19 protein-coding genes are annotated in these 18,093 nt (G+C 64.3%); 16 read left to right on the top strand and 3 right to left on the bottom strand.

Annotated elements, in window-relative coordinates; all coding sequences use genetic code 11:
- Positions 1-7: 7 nt before the first annotated feature.
- From GRI97_RS16815 to GRI97_RS16805, 3 genes are all read left to right on the top strand, one after another.
- Positions 8-838: a 23S rRNA (adenine(2030)-N(6))-methyltransferase RlmJ gene (locus GRI97_RS16815; RefSeq protein ID WP_161392380.1), complete on the top strand. Its 831-nt coding sequence runs from the start codon at positions 8-10 to the stop codon at positions 836-838.
- Positions 839-913: 75 nt separating this feature from the next.
- A complete protein-coding gene (locus GRI97_RS16810; RefSeq protein ID WP_161392379.1) occupies positions 914-1,234 on the top strand; it encodes a hypothetical protein in 321 nt (106 codons plus the stop codon).
- A 237-nt stretch (positions 1,235-1,471) separates the two neighbouring features.
- Positions 1,472-2,785, top strand: coding sequence for a hypothetical protein (locus tag GRI97_RS16805; RefSeq protein WP_161392378.1), 1,314 nt, complete (start codon positions 1,472-1,474; stop codon positions 2,783-2,785).
- A gap of 20 nt (positions 2,786-2,805) precedes the next feature.
- Here GRI97_RS16805 and GRI97_RS16800 read toward each other — a convergent pair whose 3' ends face one another.
- Positions 2,806-4,152: an MFS transporter gene (locus tag GRI97_RS16800; RefSeq protein ID WP_202392824.1), complete on the bottom strand. Its 1,347-nt coding sequence runs from the start codon at positions 4,150-4,152 to the stop codon at positions 2,806-2,808.
- 267 nt (positions 4,153-4,419) lie between these two features.
- Between GRI97_RS16800 and cyoA the strand changes: the two genes are divergently transcribed.
- The 11 genes from cyoA to GRI97_RS16745 all read left to right on the top strand — a co-directional run bounded on the left by cyoA (position 4,420) and on the right by GRI97_RS16745 (position 14,570).
- Positions 4,420-5,559 carry a ubiquinol oxidase subunit II gene (gene cyoA, locus GRI97_RS16795; RefSeq protein ID WP_235917918.1) on the top strand — a complete coding sequence of 380 codons (1,140 nt, stop codon included), beginning with the start codon at positions 4,420-4,422 and terminating at the stop codon, positions 5,557-5,559.
- Positions 5,560-5,576: 17 nt separating this feature from the next.
- A complete protein-coding gene (gene cyoB, locus GRI97_RS16790) occupies positions 5,577-7,607 on the top strand; it encodes a cytochrome o ubiquinol oxidase subunit I (protein ID WP_161392376.1) in 2,031 nt (676 codons plus the stop codon).
- 4 nt (positions 7,608-7,611) lie between these two features.
- On the top strand, positions 7,612-8,247 hold the full coding sequence (cyoC, locus tag GRI97_RS16785; RefSeq protein WP_161392375.1) for a cytochrome o ubiquinol oxidase subunit III: 636 nt from the start codon (positions 7,612-7,614) through the stop codon (positions 8,245-8,247).
- On the top strand, positions 8,244-8,630 hold the full coding sequence (gene cyoD / locus GRI97_RS16780) for a cytochrome o ubiquinol oxidase subunit IV (protein ID WP_161392374.1): 387 nt from the start codon (positions 8,244-8,246) through the stop codon (positions 8,628-8,630). The genes cyoC and cyoD overlap by 4 nt, the downstream gene beginning before the upstream one ends.
- A 13-nt stretch (positions 8,631-8,643) precedes the next feature.
- Positions 8,644-9,369 (top strand): SURF1 family protein, encoded by a 726-nt coding sequence (locus tag GRI97_RS16775; RefSeq protein WP_161392373.1) that lies wholly within the window; start codon positions 8,644-8,646, stop codon positions 9,367-9,369.
- Positions 9,370-9,425: 56 nt separating this feature from the next.
- Complete coding sequence (locus GRI97_RS16770; RefSeq protein ID WP_235917917.1) at positions 9,426-10,670, top strand: ATP-binding protein; 1,245 nt, start codon at positions 9,426-9,428, stop codon at positions 10,668-10,670.
- Entirely contained in the window at positions 10,667-11,203 is a 537-nt protein-coding gene (locus GRI97_RS16765; RefSeq protein ID WP_161392371.1) for a response regulator transcription factor, read from the top strand. Before GRI97_RS16770 ends, GRI97_RS16765 begins: the two co-directional genes overlap by 4 nt.
- Positions 11,204-11,583: 380 nt before the next feature.
- Positions 11,584-12,117, top strand: coding sequence for a hypothetical protein (locus GRI97_RS16760; protein ID WP_161392370.1), 534 nt, complete (start codon positions 11,584-11,586; stop codon positions 12,115-12,117).
- 10 nt (positions 12,118-12,127) lie between these two features.
- Positions 12,128-13,168 carry a cytochrome-c peroxidase gene (locus tag GRI97_RS16755; protein WP_161392369.1) on the top strand — a complete coding sequence of 347 codons (1,041 nt, stop codon included), beginning with the start codon at positions 12,128-12,130 and terminating at the stop codon, positions 13,166-13,168.
- 57 nt (positions 13,169-13,225) lie between these two features.
- Positions 13,226-13,690, top strand: coding sequence for an Rrf2 family transcriptional regulator (locus GRI97_RS16750; RefSeq protein ID WP_161392368.1), 465 nt, complete (start codon positions 13,226-13,228; stop codon positions 13,688-13,690).
- The gene (locus GRI97_RS16745) at positions 13,680-14,570 is read left to right on the top strand and encodes an NAD(P)/FAD-dependent oxidoreductase (protein WP_161392367.1); all 891 of its coding nucleotides are present in this window, start codon (positions 13,680-13,682) and stop codon (positions 14,568-14,570) included. The genes GRI97_RS16750 and GRI97_RS16745 overlap by 11 nt, the downstream gene beginning before the upstream one ends.
- Before the next feature lie 19 nt (positions 14,571-14,589).
- On the opposite strand, the gene GRI97_RS16740 is transcribed toward GRI97_RS16745, so the two are convergent.
- Positions 14,590-14,901 (bottom strand): alkylphosphonate utilization protein, encoded by a 312-nt coding sequence (locus GRI97_RS16740; RefSeq protein WP_161392366.1) that lies wholly within the window; start codon positions 14,899-14,901, stop codon positions 14,590-14,592.
- 216 nt (positions 14,902-15,117) lie between these two features.
- Here GRI97_RS16740 and GRI97_RS16735 point away from each other — a divergent pair, with 216 nt between their 5' ends.
- Positions 15,118-15,531 (top strand): disulfide bond formation protein B, encoded by a 414-nt coding sequence (locus GRI97_RS16735; RefSeq protein ID WP_161392365.1) that lies wholly within the window; start codon positions 15,118-15,120, stop codon positions 15,529-15,531.
- 115 nt (positions 15,532-15,646) lie between these two features.
- The gene (locus GRI97_RS16730) at positions 15,647-16,852 is read left to right on the top strand and encodes a serine hydrolase domain-containing protein (RefSeq protein ID WP_235917916.1); all 1,206 of its coding nucleotides are present in this window, start codon (positions 15,647-15,649) and stop codon (positions 16,850-16,852) included.
- Here the strand turns inward: GRI97_RS16730 and GRI97_RS16725 are convergent, their stop codons facing one another.
- Positions 16,853-17,992 carry an amidohydrolase family protein gene (locus tag GRI97_RS16725; RefSeq protein WP_161392363.1) on the bottom strand — a complete coding sequence of 380 codons (1,140 nt, stop codon included), beginning with the start codon at positions 17,990-17,992 and terminating at the stop codon, positions 16,853-16,855.
- Between the last annotated feature and the right edge of the window lie 101 nt (positions 17,993-18,093).

The following is an 18,093-nucleotide window of genomic DNA, read 5'->3' as shown; positions in this document are numbered from 1 at the left end:
AGTTACAATGAATTATCGCCATTCCTTCCACGCCGGTAACAGCGCCGATGTCGTCAAGCACAGCCTCCTGATCGCCCTCATACGGGCCTTGCAGCAAAAACCGGGCGCGCTGACGCTGATCGACACCCATGCCGGCTGCGGGCTGTATGATCTTGGCGGCAGCGACGCCCAGCGCACGGGCGAGGCCACACAGGGCGTGCTGCGGGCCTTTGCCGGCACGAACCCCCTGCTGGACGATTATCGCGCCGCCGTGCGGGCGGTGAATGCGGGTGATGAAGCACGGCTCTACCCCGGATCGCCGCAATTTCTGACGCAGTTGCTGCGCCCGCAGGATTTGCTGATCCTGAACGAAAAGCATCCCGAAGACGCCGACACGCTGCGGGGCGTGATGCGCGGCAGCGGCGCGGCCGTGCATGAACGCGACGCTTATGAGCTCTGGCTGGCGATGGTGCCACCACGCACTGCGCGCGGCGTGGTCGTGGTCGACCCGCCCTATGAACAGACGGACGAGCGCGCGCGCATCGCCCGCACCCTCGCCGCCGCGAACCGCAAATGGGCTCATGGGGTGACGGTGATCTGGTATCCGCTGAAGGAGCGCATCACGCATGCGCGATGGAAGGAGCAGCTGCGCAAGCTGGGCATTCCGAAATTCCTGGTGATCGAGCACTGGCTTTACGACAGCGAACAGCCCGGCATCTACAATGGTGCAGGCCTGTTTATCGTCAATCCGCCCTATGCCTTCACTCAGGATCTGCCGCCCCTGCTGGAAGCCGCGCGGGCGGCGTTGGCGCCCGAAGGGCACCGGGGCGAAATCATCTGCGAATGGCTGGGGGCCTGAGGCAAGGCCATTCCCCCTTCTGCCGGAGCACGCGTGAAGGGTGGAGTGCGGCGGCTGCCATGCTAAGGACATGGCATGCTTCATAAACATGGCCGTGGTGGCACCGTCGAAATCGATGGGTCCAAATATGACTGGGAACTGCTCAGCGATCCGCAATTGTCGTCTTCCGATGGCTGGAAGGGCATGACGGTTTCCCTGCGTCAGCACGACATGCCGCGGGGGGCCGTGCTGGAATTTCCGGCACCGAAGCGGTTGTTGAAAGGCATGCCCAGAGGGCGATTGCATATCAACGACACGATTGCAGCCCGGGGCGTGCGGGCCGCGTTGGCGGCCGGATGGGACCCCTCGTCGCGCGGCAAGCCCGAGGTCTACATGGTCGATACCAACGGCGATTAGAGCGGCGATCCGATTGCATCGGATCGCCGCTCTATTTCCTTTTGTTTGCCGCGATTTCCGAGCAGCAGGTGATTCCACCTGCTTAGAAATCGCTCTGAATGAGCACTGCCGTTTTTAATCGCTGATCCGAATGGCGCGCGCCTGCCGATAGTATCCGTAGACAATCGGATCACAGGGGCGGTTATGGATAACGGAATGCAGCTTGCACGTGCGGCACGGATGCGGGGATGGACGGCCATGGCGGCCATCGTCGGGGCGATCGCCCTGTTGGGCGGATGCGGGGATGACAAACCCAAGGTTGCGCCGATACCTACACCCACGCCGACCACCATTACCATCACCCCGGCCGGGCGGCTGGTGCAGTCAGCGCAGGGGCAGCCGGCCAGCTTCACCACGCTGAGCGGCTGGCGGGTGGAAATTGCCGGGGGTGCGCTGACCGTGAAACCTTCGGCGGCGGCGACGCATGGCGCGGGCTTCCAATATGTGTCGCGCGGGACGCGGGAATTGCTGGGCAGGCAGGAGCTGCGCAGCTGGGCCGGCGACCGGCGCAGCATGATCCTGCCGGGCGGCGCCAAGCTGACCATGTGGGGACAGGGCGGCAATCTGCTGCGCGTCAGCATCTATGATGGCGACAACAGCCACGAGATCGACGTGCTGACCATGACGATCATGCACAGCCAAGTGAACACCACAGTGGCCGAAAGCCGCGACCAGGGCGAACATGACGGGGAAACCGGGCATCTGGCCGGGACATTTTCCCATCCCGATTATTCCTGGCTCTATCTGGGCAATCTCTACACCCAGGCCGGCAGTGCCACCCGGGCACCACAGGAAAAGATCGTGGCCAGCGCCGCGCTGGGGCGGCAGTTTGCCGGCAGCATCATCCCCCATACCGCCACCCTGCCCGTTCTGCCGGCGGAAACCGATGCGACATGCGAAGCGGACGGGATCGCCCGGGGCGGGCTGCAGCGGACGAGCGGGGGACAGTTCGAATACCGGTCGCGCAGCGGGATGTGGGTGATGAAGCTGGACAAGCACACCATCACCCTGACCCGGCTGGTGGGCGACAAGGCGCACTTCACCTGGGAGGTCTGGGGCGATCCGCATGAAAACCTGAACGGCAAGCATATCAAGGACTGGGAAGTGACCAGCCGCACGCTGATGATGGACGATGGCACGAAGATCACCATGCATGCCGATGGGCCGCAGCATGTGGTCCACACGACCAGCATCTATGACGGAGCGCAGAGCCATGAGATCGGCAATGCTGGCAATGTGCTGCGCCACAGCTGCGTCAATGCCACCGTCGCGCGTGAGCGCGAAACCCGCGAATGGGATGGCGAGACAGCGCAGCTGGTGCTGTTGCCAACCGACAAATCGGCGATTGGCGGATTGCTGGTGCAGAACATCTACACCGAAACCGCACCGGCAGTGGGTAGCCTGCCGCTGCGCAGCTTCCTGCCGGTACTGCTTGGCAGCACCGGAGAACCCGATGTGAACCCCAATCAGATCAATGACTATTACGACGATCCGCGCCTGTCCTATACCTGATCGCGCAGGATCCGGGCCGGTCAGTCCGCGATTGTCCGGCCCAGCTCGCGGTTGAACCACAGGGCCGCGATGGTGACGATCGCGCCCGACAGCAGATAGGCACCGGCCGACAGCAGACCGAAATGGGTCGACAGCAGCAGCGCCGCAAGCGGGGCGAAGCCGGCGCCGAACAGCCAGGCGAGGTCCGATGTCAGCGCCGATCCAGTGTAACGATGCTGCGGGCTGAAGGCCGAAGACAGCGCGCCGGAAGACTGGCCGAAGGCCAGGCCCAGCAGCACGAAACCGAGCAGCATGAAGACCGCTTCACCCACCTCGCCGGCATCCAGCAATTGCGGGGCGAAGCCGCTGAAGGCGGCGATGGCCACTGCCGTTGCGCCCAGCACCGTACGCCGGCCATAGCGATCAGCCAGATAGCCCGAGGCGAAGATCGCCACCACGCCCACGGCCGCCGCCACCGCCTCGATCACCAGAAAGCCGGTCGGGCTGTCGTCGGTGAAGAGGAAGACGTATGATAGCGGAAACACCGTCACCATGTGGAACATGGCAAAGCTCGCCAGCGGGGCAAAGGCGCCCATTGCGATGATGCGCCATTCGGCACGGACGGTTTCGATCAGCGAAGCCGGCTGCAGTTCGCGGTTTTCGAACAATTCTGTATATTCCGGCGTGACCACGATCCGCAGCCGCGCAAACAGCGCCACCACGTTGATGGCGAAGGCCACGAAGAAGGGATAGCGCCAGCCCCAGTCGATGAAATCGGCCGCCGGCAGGGTGGTGACCAGAAACAGGAACAGCAGGCTGGCCACGATCAGGCCCAACGGCGCGCCGAGCTGCGGGATCATCGCATACCAGCCGCGCTTGTTTTCCGGGGCATTGAGCGCCAGCAGCGAGGCGAGGCCATCCCACGAACCGCCCAGCGCCACGCCCTGCCCCATGCGGAACAGGCACAGCAGCAGTGCCGAACCGACACCGATCACCTCATATCCGGGCAGGAAGGCAATGGCGGCGGTCGATCCGCCGAGCAGGAACAGCGCGATCGTCAGCTTCGCCCCCCGGCCATAGGCACGGTCGATGGCGGTGAAGATCATCGTGCCGACCGGGCGGGCAACGAAGGCCAGGGCGAAGATGGCGAAAGACCACAAGGTGCCCTGCAGCGGATCCATGTAAGGAAACACCAGCTGCGGGAACACCAGCACCGACGCGATGGCATAGACGAAGAAGTCGAAGAATTCGGAGGTGCGACCGATCACGACCCCGATGGCGATTTCCGCCGGGTCGATCCGGTGGCCGCCATCATCATGCAGCGCGCGCGCATCCTTTTCCATCTGGGTGCTGGCAACCGGGGCGGTGGGCACGGAATCGGAAGACATTGATCGGTCCTGCATCGGGCACATCCGCAGTCCGGGCAGTGAGCGCCAGCTTGCCGATACGCGAATCGCATTATGGAGGCATCTGCCCCATTCTCCAACCAGCCACTGCGTCATTGATTGCGATCACGGGATTGGACAAAATGTCCTATGTCCGCTCCCTGAAAGCGAGCCTAGGCGCGAGATATGGCCATGTCCTTCCTCCGTTCGACCGCCCGATTCCGGTTGTTGCCGGTTCTGACCCTTCTGCCGCTGCTTTCCGGCTGTGGCATGGTTGTGCTGGATCCGGCCGGGGATGTGGCCCGCCAGCAGGGCAATCTGATCGTCATTTCGACCCTGCTGATGCTGACCATCATCATCCCGGTGATGGCGCTGACCATATTGTTTGCCTGGCGCTATCGCGCGGCCAACAAGGAAGCGACCTATCGCCCCGACTGGGACCATTCGACCCAGCTGGAACTGGTGATCTGGGCGGCGCCGCTGCTGATCATCATCTGTCTGGGCGCGCTGACCTGGGTGGCGACTCACCTGCTGGACCCCTATCGCCCGCTGGCGCGTACGGCGCCGGGCCAGGCGGTTGCCGCCGATGTCACTCCGCTGGAGGTGAATGTCGTCGCGCTCGACTGGAAATGGCTGTTCATCTATCCCCAACAGGGCATTGCCACGGTCAATGAGCTGGCGGTGCCGGTGGACCGGCCGATCCGGTTCCGCATTTCCGCATCATCGGTGATGAACAGCTTCTATGTTCCCGCCATGGCAGGGCAGATCTATGCCATGCCGGGCATGGAAACCAAGCTGCACGCCGTGCTGAACCAGCCGGGCAATTTCACCGGGTTTTCTTCAAACTATTCTGGCGCCGGTTTTTCCAACATGCGCTTTGCGGTCAAGAGCCTGCCCGCCGGCGAGTTCGACCAGTGGGTGGCACGGGCCAAGGCATCGCCCGAAGGCATGCTGGACCGCCAGACCTATCTGCAGCTCGAACGCCCGAGCGAGAAGGAACCGGCGCGCCTGTTCGCCGCCGTCGATCCGGAACTGTTCGACGCGGTGGTCAATCTGTGCGTGGAACCGGGCAAGATGTGCATGCACGACATGATGTCGGTCGATGCCGCCGGTGGTGGCGGGATCGCCGGGATCCACAATGTCCAGCAGGTCACCTATGACAAATTCGCCGCCCGCGGCAGCACGGAGATTGCCCGGTGGAGCATGCGCCAGGTCGGCGCCTTCTGCGCCACGCCGATGAATACCGGCATCCGGCCCGATGGCGTGCCAACCGATCCAGCCCCGCTGACTGGCGCCGGCCTGTCCCTGCCGGGCAGCACGCCCGTGCTGCCGCGCACCGCGCTGAATGATACCGGCCCCTATTCGGCCCGGTCCTATTCGACGCGTCCTGCCGCCACCCCCGTTTCCTGAACGCAATCGAGATCGTCATGACGCCGCATCCCGCCCCCGTCGCCGGCCCCATTCTCGGGCGCCTCTCTCTCGATGCGATACCGCTGCACGAACCGATCCTGATCGGCACCTTCATCGCGGTGGCGCTGGGCGGGCTGGCGGTGATCGGCCTGCTGACCCGGTTCCGCCTGTGGGGCTATCTGTGGTCCGAATGGTTCACCACCGTCGATCACAAACGGATCGGGATCATGTACATGATCCTGGGGCTGGTGATGTTCCTGCGTGGGTTTGCCGATGCGATCATGATGCGGCTGCAGCAGGCGATGGCGTTCGGCGGGTCTGAAGGCTATCTGAATGCGCACCACTATGACCAGATCTTCACCGCCCATGGCGTGATCATGATCTTCTTCGTGGCGATGCCCTTCATCACCGGCCTGATGAACTATATCGTGCCGCTGCAGATCGGCGCGCGCGACGTCAGCTTCCCCTTCCTCAACAATTTCAGTTTCTGGATGACGACAGCCGGCGCGGTGCTGACCATGGTGTCGCTGTTCATTGGCGAATATGCGCAGACCGGCTGGCTCGCCTATCCGCCGTTGTCGGGCATCGCCTACAGCCCCAATGTCGGGGTCGATTACTATATCTGGTCACTGCAGATCGCCGGGGTCGGGACGACACTGTCCGGCATCAATCTGATCGTCACGATCCTGAAGCTGCGCGCGCCCGGCATGGGCCTGATGAAGATGCCGGTCTTCACCTGGACCAGCCTGTGCGCCAATATCCTGATCGTCGCATCCTTCCCGGTGCTGACCGCCGTTCTCGCCCTGCTGGGCCTGGACCGTTATGCCGGGACGAATTTCTTCACCAATGACTTCGGCGGATCGCCGATGATGTATGTCAACCTGATCTGGATCTGGGGCCATCCGGAGGTCTACATCCTGATCCTGCCGCTGTTCGGGGTGTTCTCCGAAGTCACCTCGACCTTTTCGGGCAAGCGGCTGTTTGGCTATACCTCCATGGTCTATGCCACGGTCTGCATCACGATCCTGAGCTATGTCGTGTGGCTGCACCATTTCTTCACCATGGGATCGGGCGCCAGCGTCAACAGCTTCTTCGGCATTACCACCATGGTGATCTCGATCCCCACTGGGGCCAAGCTGTTCAACTGGCTGTTCACCATGTACCGCGGGCGCATCCGTTTCGACCTGCCGATGATGTGGACCATCGCCTTCATGCTGACCTTCGTGGTCGGCGGGATGACGGGCGTGCTGCTGGCTGTACCCCCGGCCGATTTCGTGCTGCACAATTCGCTGTTCCTGGTGGCGCATTTCCACAATGTGATCATCGGCGGCGTGCTGTTCGGCCTGTTCGCGGCGATCAATTTCTGGTGGCCCAAGGCCTTCGGTTTCAAGCTGGATGTATTCTGGGGCAAGATCAGCTTCTGGTGCTGGGTCGTCGGCTTCTGGCTGGCCTTCATGCCGCTCTATATTCTGGGGCTGATGGGCGTGACCCGACGCATGCGGGTGTTCGATGATGGATCGCTGCAGATCTTCTTCATGATCGCCGCCTTCGGCGCGGTGGTCATCGGCGCCGGCATCCTGGCCATGCTGGTGCAGTTCGCGGTCAGCATCTGGAAGCGTGATCAGCTGCGCGATGAAACCGGCGATCCGTGGAATGGCCGCACGCTGGAATGGGCAACCACCTCCCCGCCGCCGGATTACAATTTCGCCTTCACCCCGGTGATCCACGATCTGGATGCCTGGCACGACATGAAGGAACGCGGCCATCAGCGCCCTGTCACCGGATTCCGCGACATCCACATGCCCAGCAGCACGGGCGCTGGCGTCATCCTTTCGGGCCTGGCGCTGGTGATGGGTTTTGCGCTGGTCTGGCATATCTGGTGGCTGGTGGGCGCCAGCTTCCTGGCGATCATCGGCGGGGCCATCATGCATACGTTCAACTACAAGCGCGATTTCCACATTCCGGCCGCCACTGTGGCCGCCATGGAAGATGCGCGGACCGAGCAGCTGACGCTGCTGCAATCCCGACACTTGGCGGGTGGAGCCTGATCGCATGAGCACGACCCACATCTCCCCCGCCGCAGAGGGTGAGCCCGTCCGGTTCTACGAACTGGAAGAGCACGCCCATCCCGAAGGCCACAGCACCATGCTGGGCTTCTGGATCTATCTGATGAGCGACTGCCTGATCTTCGCGATCCTGTTCGCCTGCTATGCGGTGCTGGGGGCGAATTATGCCGCCGGCCCATCGCCCAAGGATCTGTTCGATCTCAATCTGATCGCGATCAACACCGCGATGCTGTTGCTGTCATCGCTGACCTATGGCTTCGCACTGATCGGCCTGCAGCAGAACCGGCTACGGCTGGTGCAGATCTGGCTGGCCGTGACAGGGCTGTTCGGCGCCGCCTTCCTGGGGATCGAGCTGTATGAATTCAGCCATCTGATCCATCTGGAAGCCACGCCGCAGCGCAGCGCGTTTCTGTCGGCCTTCTTCACGCTGGTCGGCACCCACGGGCTGCATGTGACCTTCGGCATCATCTGGCTGGTGACGCTGCTGGTGCAGCTGGGCCGCCACGGGCTGATCCCCGCCAACAAGCGGCGGGTGATGTGCCTGTCGATGTTCTGGCACTTCCTCGACGTCATCTGGATCGGCGTCTTCACCTTTGTCTATCTGATGGGAGCGCTGCGGTGAGCCAGGACAGCCATCACGCGCATGATCACGACCATGGCGCGCATCATGAAATCGAAATGCCGCATGCATCGATGCGCGATTACGCCATCGGCTTCGTGCTGTCGGTCATTCTCACGGCCATCCCCTTCTGGCTGGTAATGGCCCGCCCGCTGGATGCCGGCATCACCGCCGCGCTGATCATCGGCTTGGCCGTGATCCAGATCGTGGTGCACATGGTTTACTTCCTGCACATGACGCCCAAGGCGGAAGACGGCTGGTCCATGACGACGCTGGTCTTCACCATCATCGTGGTGGGGATCATGCTGGCCGGGTCGCTATGGGTCATGCATCATCTCAACACCAATATGATGCCGATGCCGCACGACGTGCGCCAATTGCCATGATCCGTTCGCTGTCATGACCACCCGGCGTCGCGCCGGTTTTGCCCTGGCGGCGCTGGTCATGACCGCCTGCCTGGTGGCGCTGGGCATCTGGCAGGTCGAGCGCCGGGCGTGGAAACATGGTCTGATCGCCACGGTGGAGGCAAATATCCACGCCGCCCCGATCGCCGCGCCCGGCCCCGATGGCTGGGCCGGCATCAATCCGGCTCGCGATGCCTATCGCCAGATCCGCGCGACTGGCCATTTTCGCCATGATCGCGAAGTGCTGGTGCAGGCCGTAACCGAGCGTGGCGGCGGTTTCTGGGTGGTCACGCCGCTGGAGACCTCCGGCTTCACCGTGCTGGTCAATCGCGGCTTCGTTCCGCCGGAACGGCGTGATCCGGCCAGCCGGGCGCAGGGCAATCCGGATGGCCCAGTCACCATCACCGGATTGCTGCGGATCAGCGAGCCGGGCGGCGGCTTCCTGCGCTCCAACGATCCGGCGGCCGGCCGCTGGTATTCGCGCGATGTCGCCGCCATCGCCCGGGCGCAGGGGATTGCCGATGTGGCGCCCTATTTCATCGATGCCGATGCCACAGCCAATCCCGGCGGCTATCCGGTCGGTGGGCTGACCGTGGTGCAGTTTTCGGACAATCATCTGGTCTATGCGCTGACCTGGTTCGGACTGGCGCTGCTGACGCTCTATTTTGCCTGGCGGCTCTGGCGTCCGGAGCCCGGCGGGCGCACAACCACCGGCGAATGAGCCAGTTGCCGCCCCTTCCGATTCCGCTGGCCGAGGCAGATGCCGGCCGGCGGAACATGTCGCTGCTGATCCAGCTGCGTTGGCTGGCGGTCGGCGGGCAGTTGCTGACGATCCAGATCACCCGCAACATGATGGATATCGCCCCGCCGCTGGCGCCCTTGCTGGGTGCCATTGCCCTGCTGGTGGTAATCAATCTGCTGAGCCTGTTCCTGCTCTATCGCGGGCGGGCGGTGACCAATATCGAACTGACCGCTGCGCTGCTGTTCGATGTGGCGGCGCTGTGCTGGCAATTGCATCACAGCGGCGGGCTGGCCAATCCCTTCGCCTCCCTGTTTCTGCTGCAGGTGGTGATCGGCACCATTCTGCTGACCCCGCGATCGGCCTGGATGATCGTGGCCGCCACGCTGATCGCGATCGCCGCGCTGCGGGTCGATCCCACACCATTGGATCTGCCGCCTGACTATGCCGCCAATCCCATGGCGCTCTATCTGATGGGCAGCCTGGTCTGCTTCGTGCTGATCGCGGTGCTGCTGGTCGCCTTCGTCAGCCGGATCAGCCGCAATCTGCGCGATCGCGATGCCGCGCTGGCCGGCGTGCGGCAGCGCGCGGCGGAGGAAGATCATATCGTGCGCATGGGCCTGCTGGCATCGGGCGCGGCGCATGAGCTGGGCACGCCGATGTCGACCATGTCGGTGATCCTGGGCGATCTCGCCCGTCACCCGGCGATTGCCGACGATGGCGAGCTGGGCGCCGATATTGCCGACATGCAGGCCGAATTGCAGCGCTGCAAACAGATCGTGGGCGGCATATTGATGTCCGCCGGGGAAGTGCGCGGGGAAAACCCCTCCATCACCACGGTCCGCCGCTTCGTGGCAGACATGGTGACGGACTGGAGCGACCGCACGCAGGGCGTGATCGAGCTGCGCGATGATTTCGGGGAAGATCTGGCCATCGTGTCCGACCCGGCGCTGCGCCAGGTGATCGGCAATATCATCGACAATGCGCTGGAGGTATCGCCATCCGGGCTGACCATCCATTCGCAGCGCGCGGGCGATGATCTGCTGATCGACGTGCTGGATGACGGGCCGGGCTTTTCCGCCGAGATGCTCGCCGCCTTCGGTCGGCCCTATTCCTCCACCAAGGGCAAGGCCGGCGGCGGGCTCGGGTTGTTTCTGGTAGTCAATGTGATCCGCAAGCTGGGCGGCAAGGCCGAAGTGACCAATCGCGGCACCCGTGGCGCGCGCGTGCGGGTGAGCGTGCCGCTGGCGGCGCTGGCCTATCAGCGGGAAGCGCTGGCATGACCGAGGCCCCGCGCCTGGTGATCGTGGAGGATGACCCCTCCTTCGCGCGCACGCTGCGGCGATCGTTTGAGAAGCGCGGCTATCTGGCGGCGCAGGCGGCCAGCCCGGACGAACTGACTGCCCTGCTCGATGCAGGTGAAGCGTTCGATTTTGCCGTGGTCGATCTGAAACTGGGCACGGCATCGGGGCTCACCTGCGTGCAGATGCTTCACCGCGCCGATCCGACGACGCGGATCGTGATGCTGACCGGCTTCGCCTCGATCGCGACCGCAGTGGAGGCAATCAAGCTGGGCGCATCTCATTATCTGGTGAAGCCGGCCAATACCGACGACATAGAGGAAGGCTTCGGCCGCGACGGCGGCAATCCCGATGTGCCGGTGGAGGGGCGCAAATCATCGATCAAAACGGTGGAATGGGAATATATCCATTCGACCCTGGCCGAATGCGATTTCAACATTTCCGAAGCCGCCCGCCGGCTCGGCATGCATCGCCGGACCCTGGCCCGCAAGCTGGAGAAGCGGCAGTTGAAGTGATGGGGTGAAGGGGTGGCGGTACCGCGTTTTGGCAGCATCCGGAAAAGTGGGCGATGTTTTGGGCTGCCGTCCCCGGATGTGATGTTGCAGCTGGATTCCCGCCTTCGCGGGAATGACGAATTGAAACAATTACCTATCATCGTCATCCCCGCGAAGGCGGGGATCCAGTCAGCGCAACGGTTCGAAACCCGGATCGGCCGCGAGGTCGCGCCAACTGGGTTGCTTTCCTCGATCGAACTTGGCTTCCACGCACGGTTCGACTCCTTCACACGCTCTTTCGCTTGTGTAACGTAAGGCGTGGGATGGCCGCAGGCGTGCGTGCTTGCCCATGCGCGCCACGCTATATATGGGCAGATACAGACATTTCGCCGGAGACCCTGATGCGCCCTGCCCTGTTGATCGCCTGCGCCGGCTTGGCCGCTCTGGCCGTGCCGGTTTCTGCCCAGCAGGCTGCGGCTGAGCATGCCTGCCCGGCCGGGGCGAGCGTGGAATTGCCAGCGGATCTGGCCGGGTGGAACGCCCCGCAGCCGCTGACTGCGGCGAAGGATGCCGCAGGGCTGGATGCGGCGCAGCTGGCGCTGGGACAGGCCGCCGATGCCACGCTGATCCGCACGGCAGAGGTGGAATATCCGGTGCGCCCCGAACGGCCCGGTGGGTCGGTCAGCTTCGGCGGGCTGTTCCGCTTCGATGTGGCGGAGGCTGGCACCTATCGCGTGGCGATCGGTTCGGCGGCGTGGATCGATGTGCTGTCGCCCGCGAATGAGCGGGTCCAGTCGGGCAAGTTCGGCCATGGTCCGGAGTGCAGCGGCATCCGCAAGATGGTCGAATTCGCGCTGACGCCCGGCACACATACGCTGCTGATCGCGGCCAATGGCCAGGCGCAGATGGCAGTGCTGATCGACCGCCTTCCGTAAGCCAGGCAGAATGAACCGGGCCAGCCTGATCCTGATCGCGCTGGCTGCCGGGGTGGTGGCCACGGCGGCTGCACGCCCTGCCGCCCCGCAGCCATCTGCCTGGCAATGGGATCTGCCCGAAGGGATCGCCCCGCCCCCGGTGCCGGCGGACAATCCGATGAGCCAGGCCAAGGTCGATCTGGGCCGGCGGCTGTTTTACGATGCCGATCTGTCGATCGATGGCACCATGGCCTGTTCCAATTGCCACAACCAGCGGCGCGGATTTGCCGACAGCACTCGCACAAGGCCCGGCGTTCATGGCGATGCCGGGCGGCGCAATGTGCAGGGGCTGGCCAACGTCAGCTATCTCAGCCCGCTGACCTGGGGCGACACGCGTCTCACCACGCTGGAGCAGCAGGCGATGGTGCCGGTGTTTGGCGATGATCCGGTGGAAATGGGCATGCTGGGGCAGGATGCGGAGCTGGCCCGCAGGCTGTCTGCCGATGGATGTTACCGCGCGATGTTCCTGGCCGCCTTCCCCGAAACCGGCGGCAGGGTGGATACGCCAGCGGTGGCCAAGGCCTTGGCAGCATTCCAGCGCACGCTGCTGTCTTTCGACAGCCCCGTCGATCGCCGGCAGCGCGGTGATGCCGGCGCGCTGACGGCGGAGGCCAAACGGGGCGAGGCGCTGTTCGGCGCGCATTGCGCGTCCTGCCATGCCGGGCAGGATTTCACCGACCGGCAGTTTCACGCACTGGAGGATCCGGCTGCTGCCATGACCGATACGGGGCTGGCCCATGCCACCGGCCAGGCCAGCGATCGCGGCCGCTATCGCACGCCGTCGCTGCGCAATGTCGCACTGACTGGCCCCTATTGGCATGATGGCAGCGTCGAGAGCATGGGCGAGGCGATTGCCCGACATGCCCGCGTGCTGCCCGGAAATGTCCTGACGCAGGAGCGAGAGCGGCAGGACATCATCGCCTTTCTGCATGGGCTGACCGATCAGCGTTTCGCCACCGATCCGCGCTTTGCCTATCCGGACGGAATCTGCCTGGCTTACAGGGCAGACTGATCGCCAATGCGTGAGGCAGCCTTGACAGCGCCGAAATCACGCATCATGTAAAGTTACATGAAACGCGACAGCCGACTTTCGGGCGTGCTCCACGTCCTGCTGCATATGGGCGAACATTCCGGGCCGTTGACGTCCGATGTGCTGGCCCGCGCCATGGACACCAACCCCGTGGTCATCCGCCGCATCATGGCCGGGCTGCGCGATCAGGGCCTTGTCCGGTCGGAAAAGGGCCATGGCGGCGGCTGGACACTGGCCTGCGATTTCACCACCATCACCCTGCGCGACATTTACGATGCCTTGGGCCAGCCCGGCATTCTGGCGATGAGCAACCGCACCGACGCGCCCGGTTGCCTGGTCGAACAGGCGGTCAATGCCGCGCTGGGCCAGGCGTTCGACGCGGCCGAGGCGCTGCTGCTGCAGCGCTTTGCCGAGGTCACGCTGGCGCAGCTGAGCGCCGATTTCCACGCCCGCTTCGCCGCCACGGGCCGGACTTTCGATATGGAGACTGTTTATGAGCACTGATGCCATCATCATCGGCGGCAGCTTCGCCGGCTTGGCCGCCGCGACCTATCTTGCCCGCGCGCGCCGCCGGGTGCGGGTGATCGATGCCGGCCGCCCGCGCAACCGCTTCGCCGCAGCCTCGCATGGCTTCCTCGGCCATGATGGCAGCGATCCGCGCCGGATCCTGGAAACGGCGCGCGCGCAATTGCTTGCCTATCCGACGGTGGAGATCATCGAGAGCCAGGCGGACGCCCGTGCTGATGGCGAGGGCTTTGCCGTCACCCTGGCCGATGGGGAGGAGATCGCCGCCCGCAAGCTGATCCTGGCCTTCGGGCTGCGTGACGAATTGCCCGATCTGCCCGGCGTGCAGGAACGCTGGGGCACCAGCGTGCTCCACTGCCCCTATTGCCACGGCATCGAATTCAGCGATCAGCCGCTCGGCGTGCTCTATCGCACCGCCATGTCCGTGCATCAGGCCAGCCTGATCACCGAATGGGGGCCGGTGACGCTGTTCCTGAATGGCGCGACGCTGATCGGGGAAGAGGCGGCGGAACTGGCCGCGCGCGGGGTTGCGGTCGAGCCAGGCCCGGTCGATCGGCTGATCGGCGAAGGGAAAAATCTGTCTGCCCTGGCGCTGCAGGACGGGCGGCAGATCGATCTGTCGGCGCTTTATGTGGCGCCGCGTTCCTGCCTTTCCAGCCCGCTGGCCGAACGGCTGGGGGCCGAGGTGGAGGACGGGCCGATGGGGCCGCTGATCCTGACCGATGCCGGCAAGATGACCCGCGTGCCGGGGCTTTACGCGGCCGGAGACATCGCCCGCGCGCCGCACAGTGTCAGCTGGGCGGTGGCCGATGGCGTGACCGCCGGCACATCGGCGCACCGCGCGCTGGTATTTGGCTGAGGGGTGTTGGCTAAGGGGATCAGTGCTTGCGGACGAATTCGGCCCGCAGCACCAGCCCCTTGATCCCTTCATAGCGGCAGTCGATTTCCTGCGCATCGCCGGTCAGCCGGATCGACCGGATCACCGTGCCCTTGCGCAGGGTCTGCCCCGCCCCTTTGACCTTCAGATCCTTGACCGTGATGACGCTGTCGCCATCGGCCAGCAGATTGCCGACGGCATCGCGCACCTCGACCGCATCCGCCGCCACCGCCCGCGACGCGGCCTCTGCGGCGGGCAGCCATTCGCCCGAAACCTCGTCATAGACGTAATCATCGGCGCTGTTGTCGGTCATTGCTGGTCCTTCGGGTCGCAAGCCGGCGATCTAGCCAGTAGAACGGCGCATGGCCAGCCGCGCAGGCCCGATCTCTCCAACTGTGCCGCAAAACCAACGCATATTTGCCCGAAACCGTCGCCGATTGCGCTGTCACAACCGGGGCACATGGCATAGCATTGCCTCCCATCGGCCGGCATCAGGATCGGGTCTGGCCGTGTGAAGGGGGCACATGCCATGAAACAGGCCTTGGACCTGATCGGATCGAGTTTGCTCAACCGCCGGCTGGTTGGCGGGGCGGTGTTGGCCATCGTGCTGTTCACGCTGGCGGTGGATGTCGCCGGGCTGGTCCACCCCTGCCCCTATTGCCGGGTGCAGCGTTTTGCCCTGGGCGTGACATCCATCATCCTGCTGCTGAAATGCTATAACGCGCTGCTGTGCCGCTATATTACCACGGTGGTCGGGCTGTTCGGCGTGGTTGTCGGCGTCAGTCAGAATTTCAACCACATCAAGAAAATCAACAGCGGCAAGTTCGACTGGTCGGCCGTCTGGATCGGCCACCCCTGGGTGCTGTCCGGCCTGGCGGTGCTGGCGCTGTGCTGGCTGATCCTGCTGGTGTTCGACGCGGAAAAAGCCAGCCCGCGCGGCTGATCTGCCCTGATTGCGAAATCTGCGGATTGCGCCATAGTCCGCCTGCACCGCCATAGCGGGCGAGTTGGCAGGGGGATGGATAATGCGGCCATCGGTTTTCAGGCATGCGGCGCGCTTGGGCGCTGTTCTGGCGTTGCTGGGCGCAGCCACGCCGCTTTCGGCGCAGCAGCAATTGCCCCCACCGCTGGAAAACGGGGCGGCATCGGGTGTGCCGGTGGCCGTGCAGGTGCTGCGCTGGCACATGCTGGATGACGGGGTCAGCACGCTGACGTTCCGCAATATGGATCAGCTGTTCACCACCCGCACCGTGGGCGCGGCGGGCACGCCATGGCATCTGCCCCGCGCCGATCATGCGCTGGATTTCAGCTATGAATTCAAGGGCCAGCGTCACGCGGCCGATGACTTCGCCGCGCGCAGCTATACCAATGCGCTGCTGGTGATGAAGGACGGGCGCATCCTGTCCGAAAACTATTACAACGGCAGCGATGCCAGCACCCGTTTCATGGGCTGGTCGATGACCAAATCGATCACCTCGACCCTGGTGGGCACAGCCCTTGCCGATGGGCTGATCCAGTCGCTCGACGATCCAATCACCCGCTATCTGCCCGAATTGCGCGGCGGGGGCTATGACGGCACCACCATCCGGCAGATCCTGCAGATGCGATCCGGGGTGGATTATCCCGAACGCTATGATTTCGCCAATCCCGGCGCCGCCGCGCGCAACCACATTGCCGCGCTGGTGAAGAACAACGCCCGCTTTGCCGATGCCGCACGCACCATCCCGCGCGCCCATCCGCCGGGGCAGGAATTCGCCTACAAGACGCTGGACACCGCCGTGCTCGGCTGGCTGATCGAACGGGTCAGCGGCGGCAGCGTCGCGGCCTATACCGCGCGCAAATTGTGGGAACCGCTGGGGGCGGAGGCCGACGGATATTACATCATGGATGGCGCGCCGGGCGTGGGCCGCGAATTCAGCGGCGCGGGCTTCAATGCCACGCTGCGGGACTGGGCCCGCTTCGGTCAGATGATGCTGGATCAGGGCGTGGCCGATGGCCGCAGGATCGTCAGCAGCGAATGGGTCGCCGGCGCCAGCGCACCCGCCGTAACGGAAGGCGAAGATGGCGGATATGGGCTGCAATGGTGGACCATGCCGGGCAGCGATGCCTATGCCGCAATCGGGCTGCAGGGGCAGTTCGTCTATATCGATCCGCCAACCCGCACCGTAATCGTCAAGCTGAGCCATTTCCCGCCTGGCGGGACGGAGGCCGACGCGGAAAGCCGCGCCTTCTTCCGCGCCGCTGCGGCATGGACGCCAGAATGATCAGACGCTGACGCCCTTGGCCCGGAGCAGATCGCGGCTGTTTTCGACATAGACGCGGCGCCGTTCTTCCTGGGTCAGGGCCACGTCCAGCGTGGTGATGGAGGGGCCGATATCCCCCTTCTCTCCCCCGCCGACGCCGTAATCGGTGCCGAACAGGATCCGGTCCGCGCCCAGCTTGCGCACGGCCTGGACCACCCATTCGCCATTGCGGCTGTAGGGCCCGGTATCGAGATAGAGCCGGCGCAAGCGGGCCAGCGGATCGGCAATGCCATTGTCGCGCCCGGCCGCGATCCAGGTGTCGAGCAGATGCGGCAGATAGCCGGCCAGCATCACGATCTCCACACTGACATCGGGATAGGGATCGAGGAAATCGGTCAGCCCCAGGGTGATGCCGCCCGCCGTGAGATGATAGCCGTTGATCAGGCCCCAGCGGGCAAAGCCGGTGTCTTCGGGAATGATTACCGCGGGCTGATCCGGCAGCAGGCTGCTGGCCGGGCCACGATGGATCAGGAAATGGCTGTTCAGTTTCTGCGCCTGTTCGAACAGGGGCGCCAGGGTACGCGCGGATTTGAGCGAGATGAAGGCATTGAGCGGCAGCGAGCCGCCGATGAAGCCCAGATCCTGATGCGCGCGGCGCAGTTCCTCGGCCGCCCATCGCGGATCGGCCGAAGGGAGCGCGGCGACCGCCAGGAACCGATCGGGATGGCTGCGCACCACATGCGCCAGTTCGTCATTATAGGCGCGATAGAGCGCGCGCTGATCCTCGATCGAGAGCGTGGCATCGAAGCCGAGCGGAATGGTCTGGGACAGCAATTGCCGCTGGATCCTATGAGCGTCCAATTGCTGCAGCCGTGTTTCCACGTTCGACCGTGCAACGCCATTGAAGGCCAAACCTGCGCCGGATGCGGTCGCCACATTGTCGATCTGCGCCGTGCCATCTGCGGCCCGCAACAGGCGGGGTGCAGTGTTGCGCGCGGCCAGGAAATTCAGTTCCGCATCGGACAGATAATGGCTGTGCCAATCGACCAGCACCCGGGGCGCCGGGGCGGCAAGAGCCGATAGGGTGGAAAACCCGCCGAAGGAGGCGATCGTTGCCGACGCCCCGGCCAGCTTGAGGAAATTGCGCCTTGTTTTTGCCATGTCCCGCCCCATGCGCCGTGATGTGACGCTATTCTCTACTATTTAAGTTGACTTTAGTGTCAAGGCGGACATGTGCGTGCTGTTCGACGCAGCGAGGGGAA

This window comes from Croceibacterium xixiisoli (assembly GCF_009827305.1).
GTDB lineage: Bacteria > Pseudomonadota > Alphaproteobacteria > Sphingomonadales > Sphingomonadaceae > Croceibacterium_C > Croceibacterium_C xixiisoli.
Note: the sequence above shows the minus strand (reverse complement) of the source record. Positions and strands in the feature narration are given on the sequence as shown.

Bases quoted from the DNA above. Each gene is read 5' to 3' on its own strand.
- GRI97_RS16800 (WP_202392824.1), bottom strand. From the start codon at position 4,152: ATGTCTTCCGATTCCGTGCCCACCGCCCCGGTTGCCAGCACCCAGATG.
- GRI97_RS16770 (WP_235917917.1), top strand. From the start codon at position 9,426: ATGTCGCTGCTGATCCAGCTGCGTTGGCTGGCGGTCGGCGGGCAGTTG.
- GRI97_RS16805 (WP_161392378.1), top strand. From the start codon at position 1,472: ATGGCGGCCATCGTCGGGGCGATCGCCCTGTTGGGCGGATGCGGGGAT.
- GRI97_RS16725 (WP_161392363.1), bottom strand. From the start codon at position 17,992: ATGGCAAAAACAAGGCGCAATTTCCTCAAGCTGGCCGGGGCGTCGGCA.
- GRI97_RS16775 (WP_161392373.1), top strand. From the start codon at position 8,644: ATGACCACCCGGCGTCGCGCCGGTTTTGCCCTGGCGGCGCTGGTCATG.
- GRI97_RS16735 (WP_161392365.1), top strand. From the start codon at position 15,118: ATGAAACAGGCCTTGGACCTGATCGGATCGAGTTTGCTCAACCGCCGG.
- GRI97_RS16765 (WP_161392371.1), top strand. From the start codon at position 10,667: ATGACCGAGGCCCCGCGCCTGGTGATCGTGGAGGATGACCCCTCCTTC.
- GRI97_RS16740 (WP_161392366.1), bottom strand. From the start codon at position 14,901: ATGACCGACAACAGCGCCGATGATTACGTCTATGACGAGGTTTCGGGC.
- cyoC (WP_161392375.1), top strand. From the start codon at position 7,612: ATGAGCACGACCCACATCTCCCCCGCCGCAGAGGGTGAGCCCGTCCGG.
- cyoB (WP_161392376.1), top strand. From the start codon at position 5,577: ATGACGCCGCATCCCGCCCCCGTCGCCGGCCCCATTCTCGGGCGCCTC.
- GRI97_RS16745 (WP_161392367.1), top strand. From the start codon at position 13,680: ATGAGCACTGATGCCATCATCATCGGCGGCAGCTTCGCCGGCTTGGCC.
- GRI97_RS16810 (WP_161392379.1), top strand. From the start codon at position 914: ATGCTTCATAAACATGGCCGTGGTGGCACCGTCGAAATCGATGGGTCC.
- GRI97_RS16750 (WP_161392368.1), top strand. From the start codon at position 13,226: ATGAAACGCGACAGCCGACTTTCGGGCGTGCTCCACGTCCTGCTGCAT.
- GRI97_RS16760 (WP_161392370.1), top strand. From the start codon at position 11,584: ATGCGCCCTGCCCTGTTGATCGCCTGCGCCGGCTTGGCCGCTCTGGCC.
- GRI97_RS16815 (WP_161392380.1), top strand. From the start codon at position 8: ATGAATTATCGCCATTCCTTCCACGCCGGTAACAGCGCCGATGTCGTC.
- GRI97_RS16755 (WP_161392369.1), top strand. From the start codon at position 12,128: ATGAACCGGGCCAGCCTGATCCTGATCGCGCTGGCTGCCGGGGTGGTG.
- cyoA (WP_235917918.1), top strand. From the start codon at position 4,420: ATGGTTGTGCTGGATCCGGCCGGGGATGTGGCCCGCCAGCAGGGCAAT.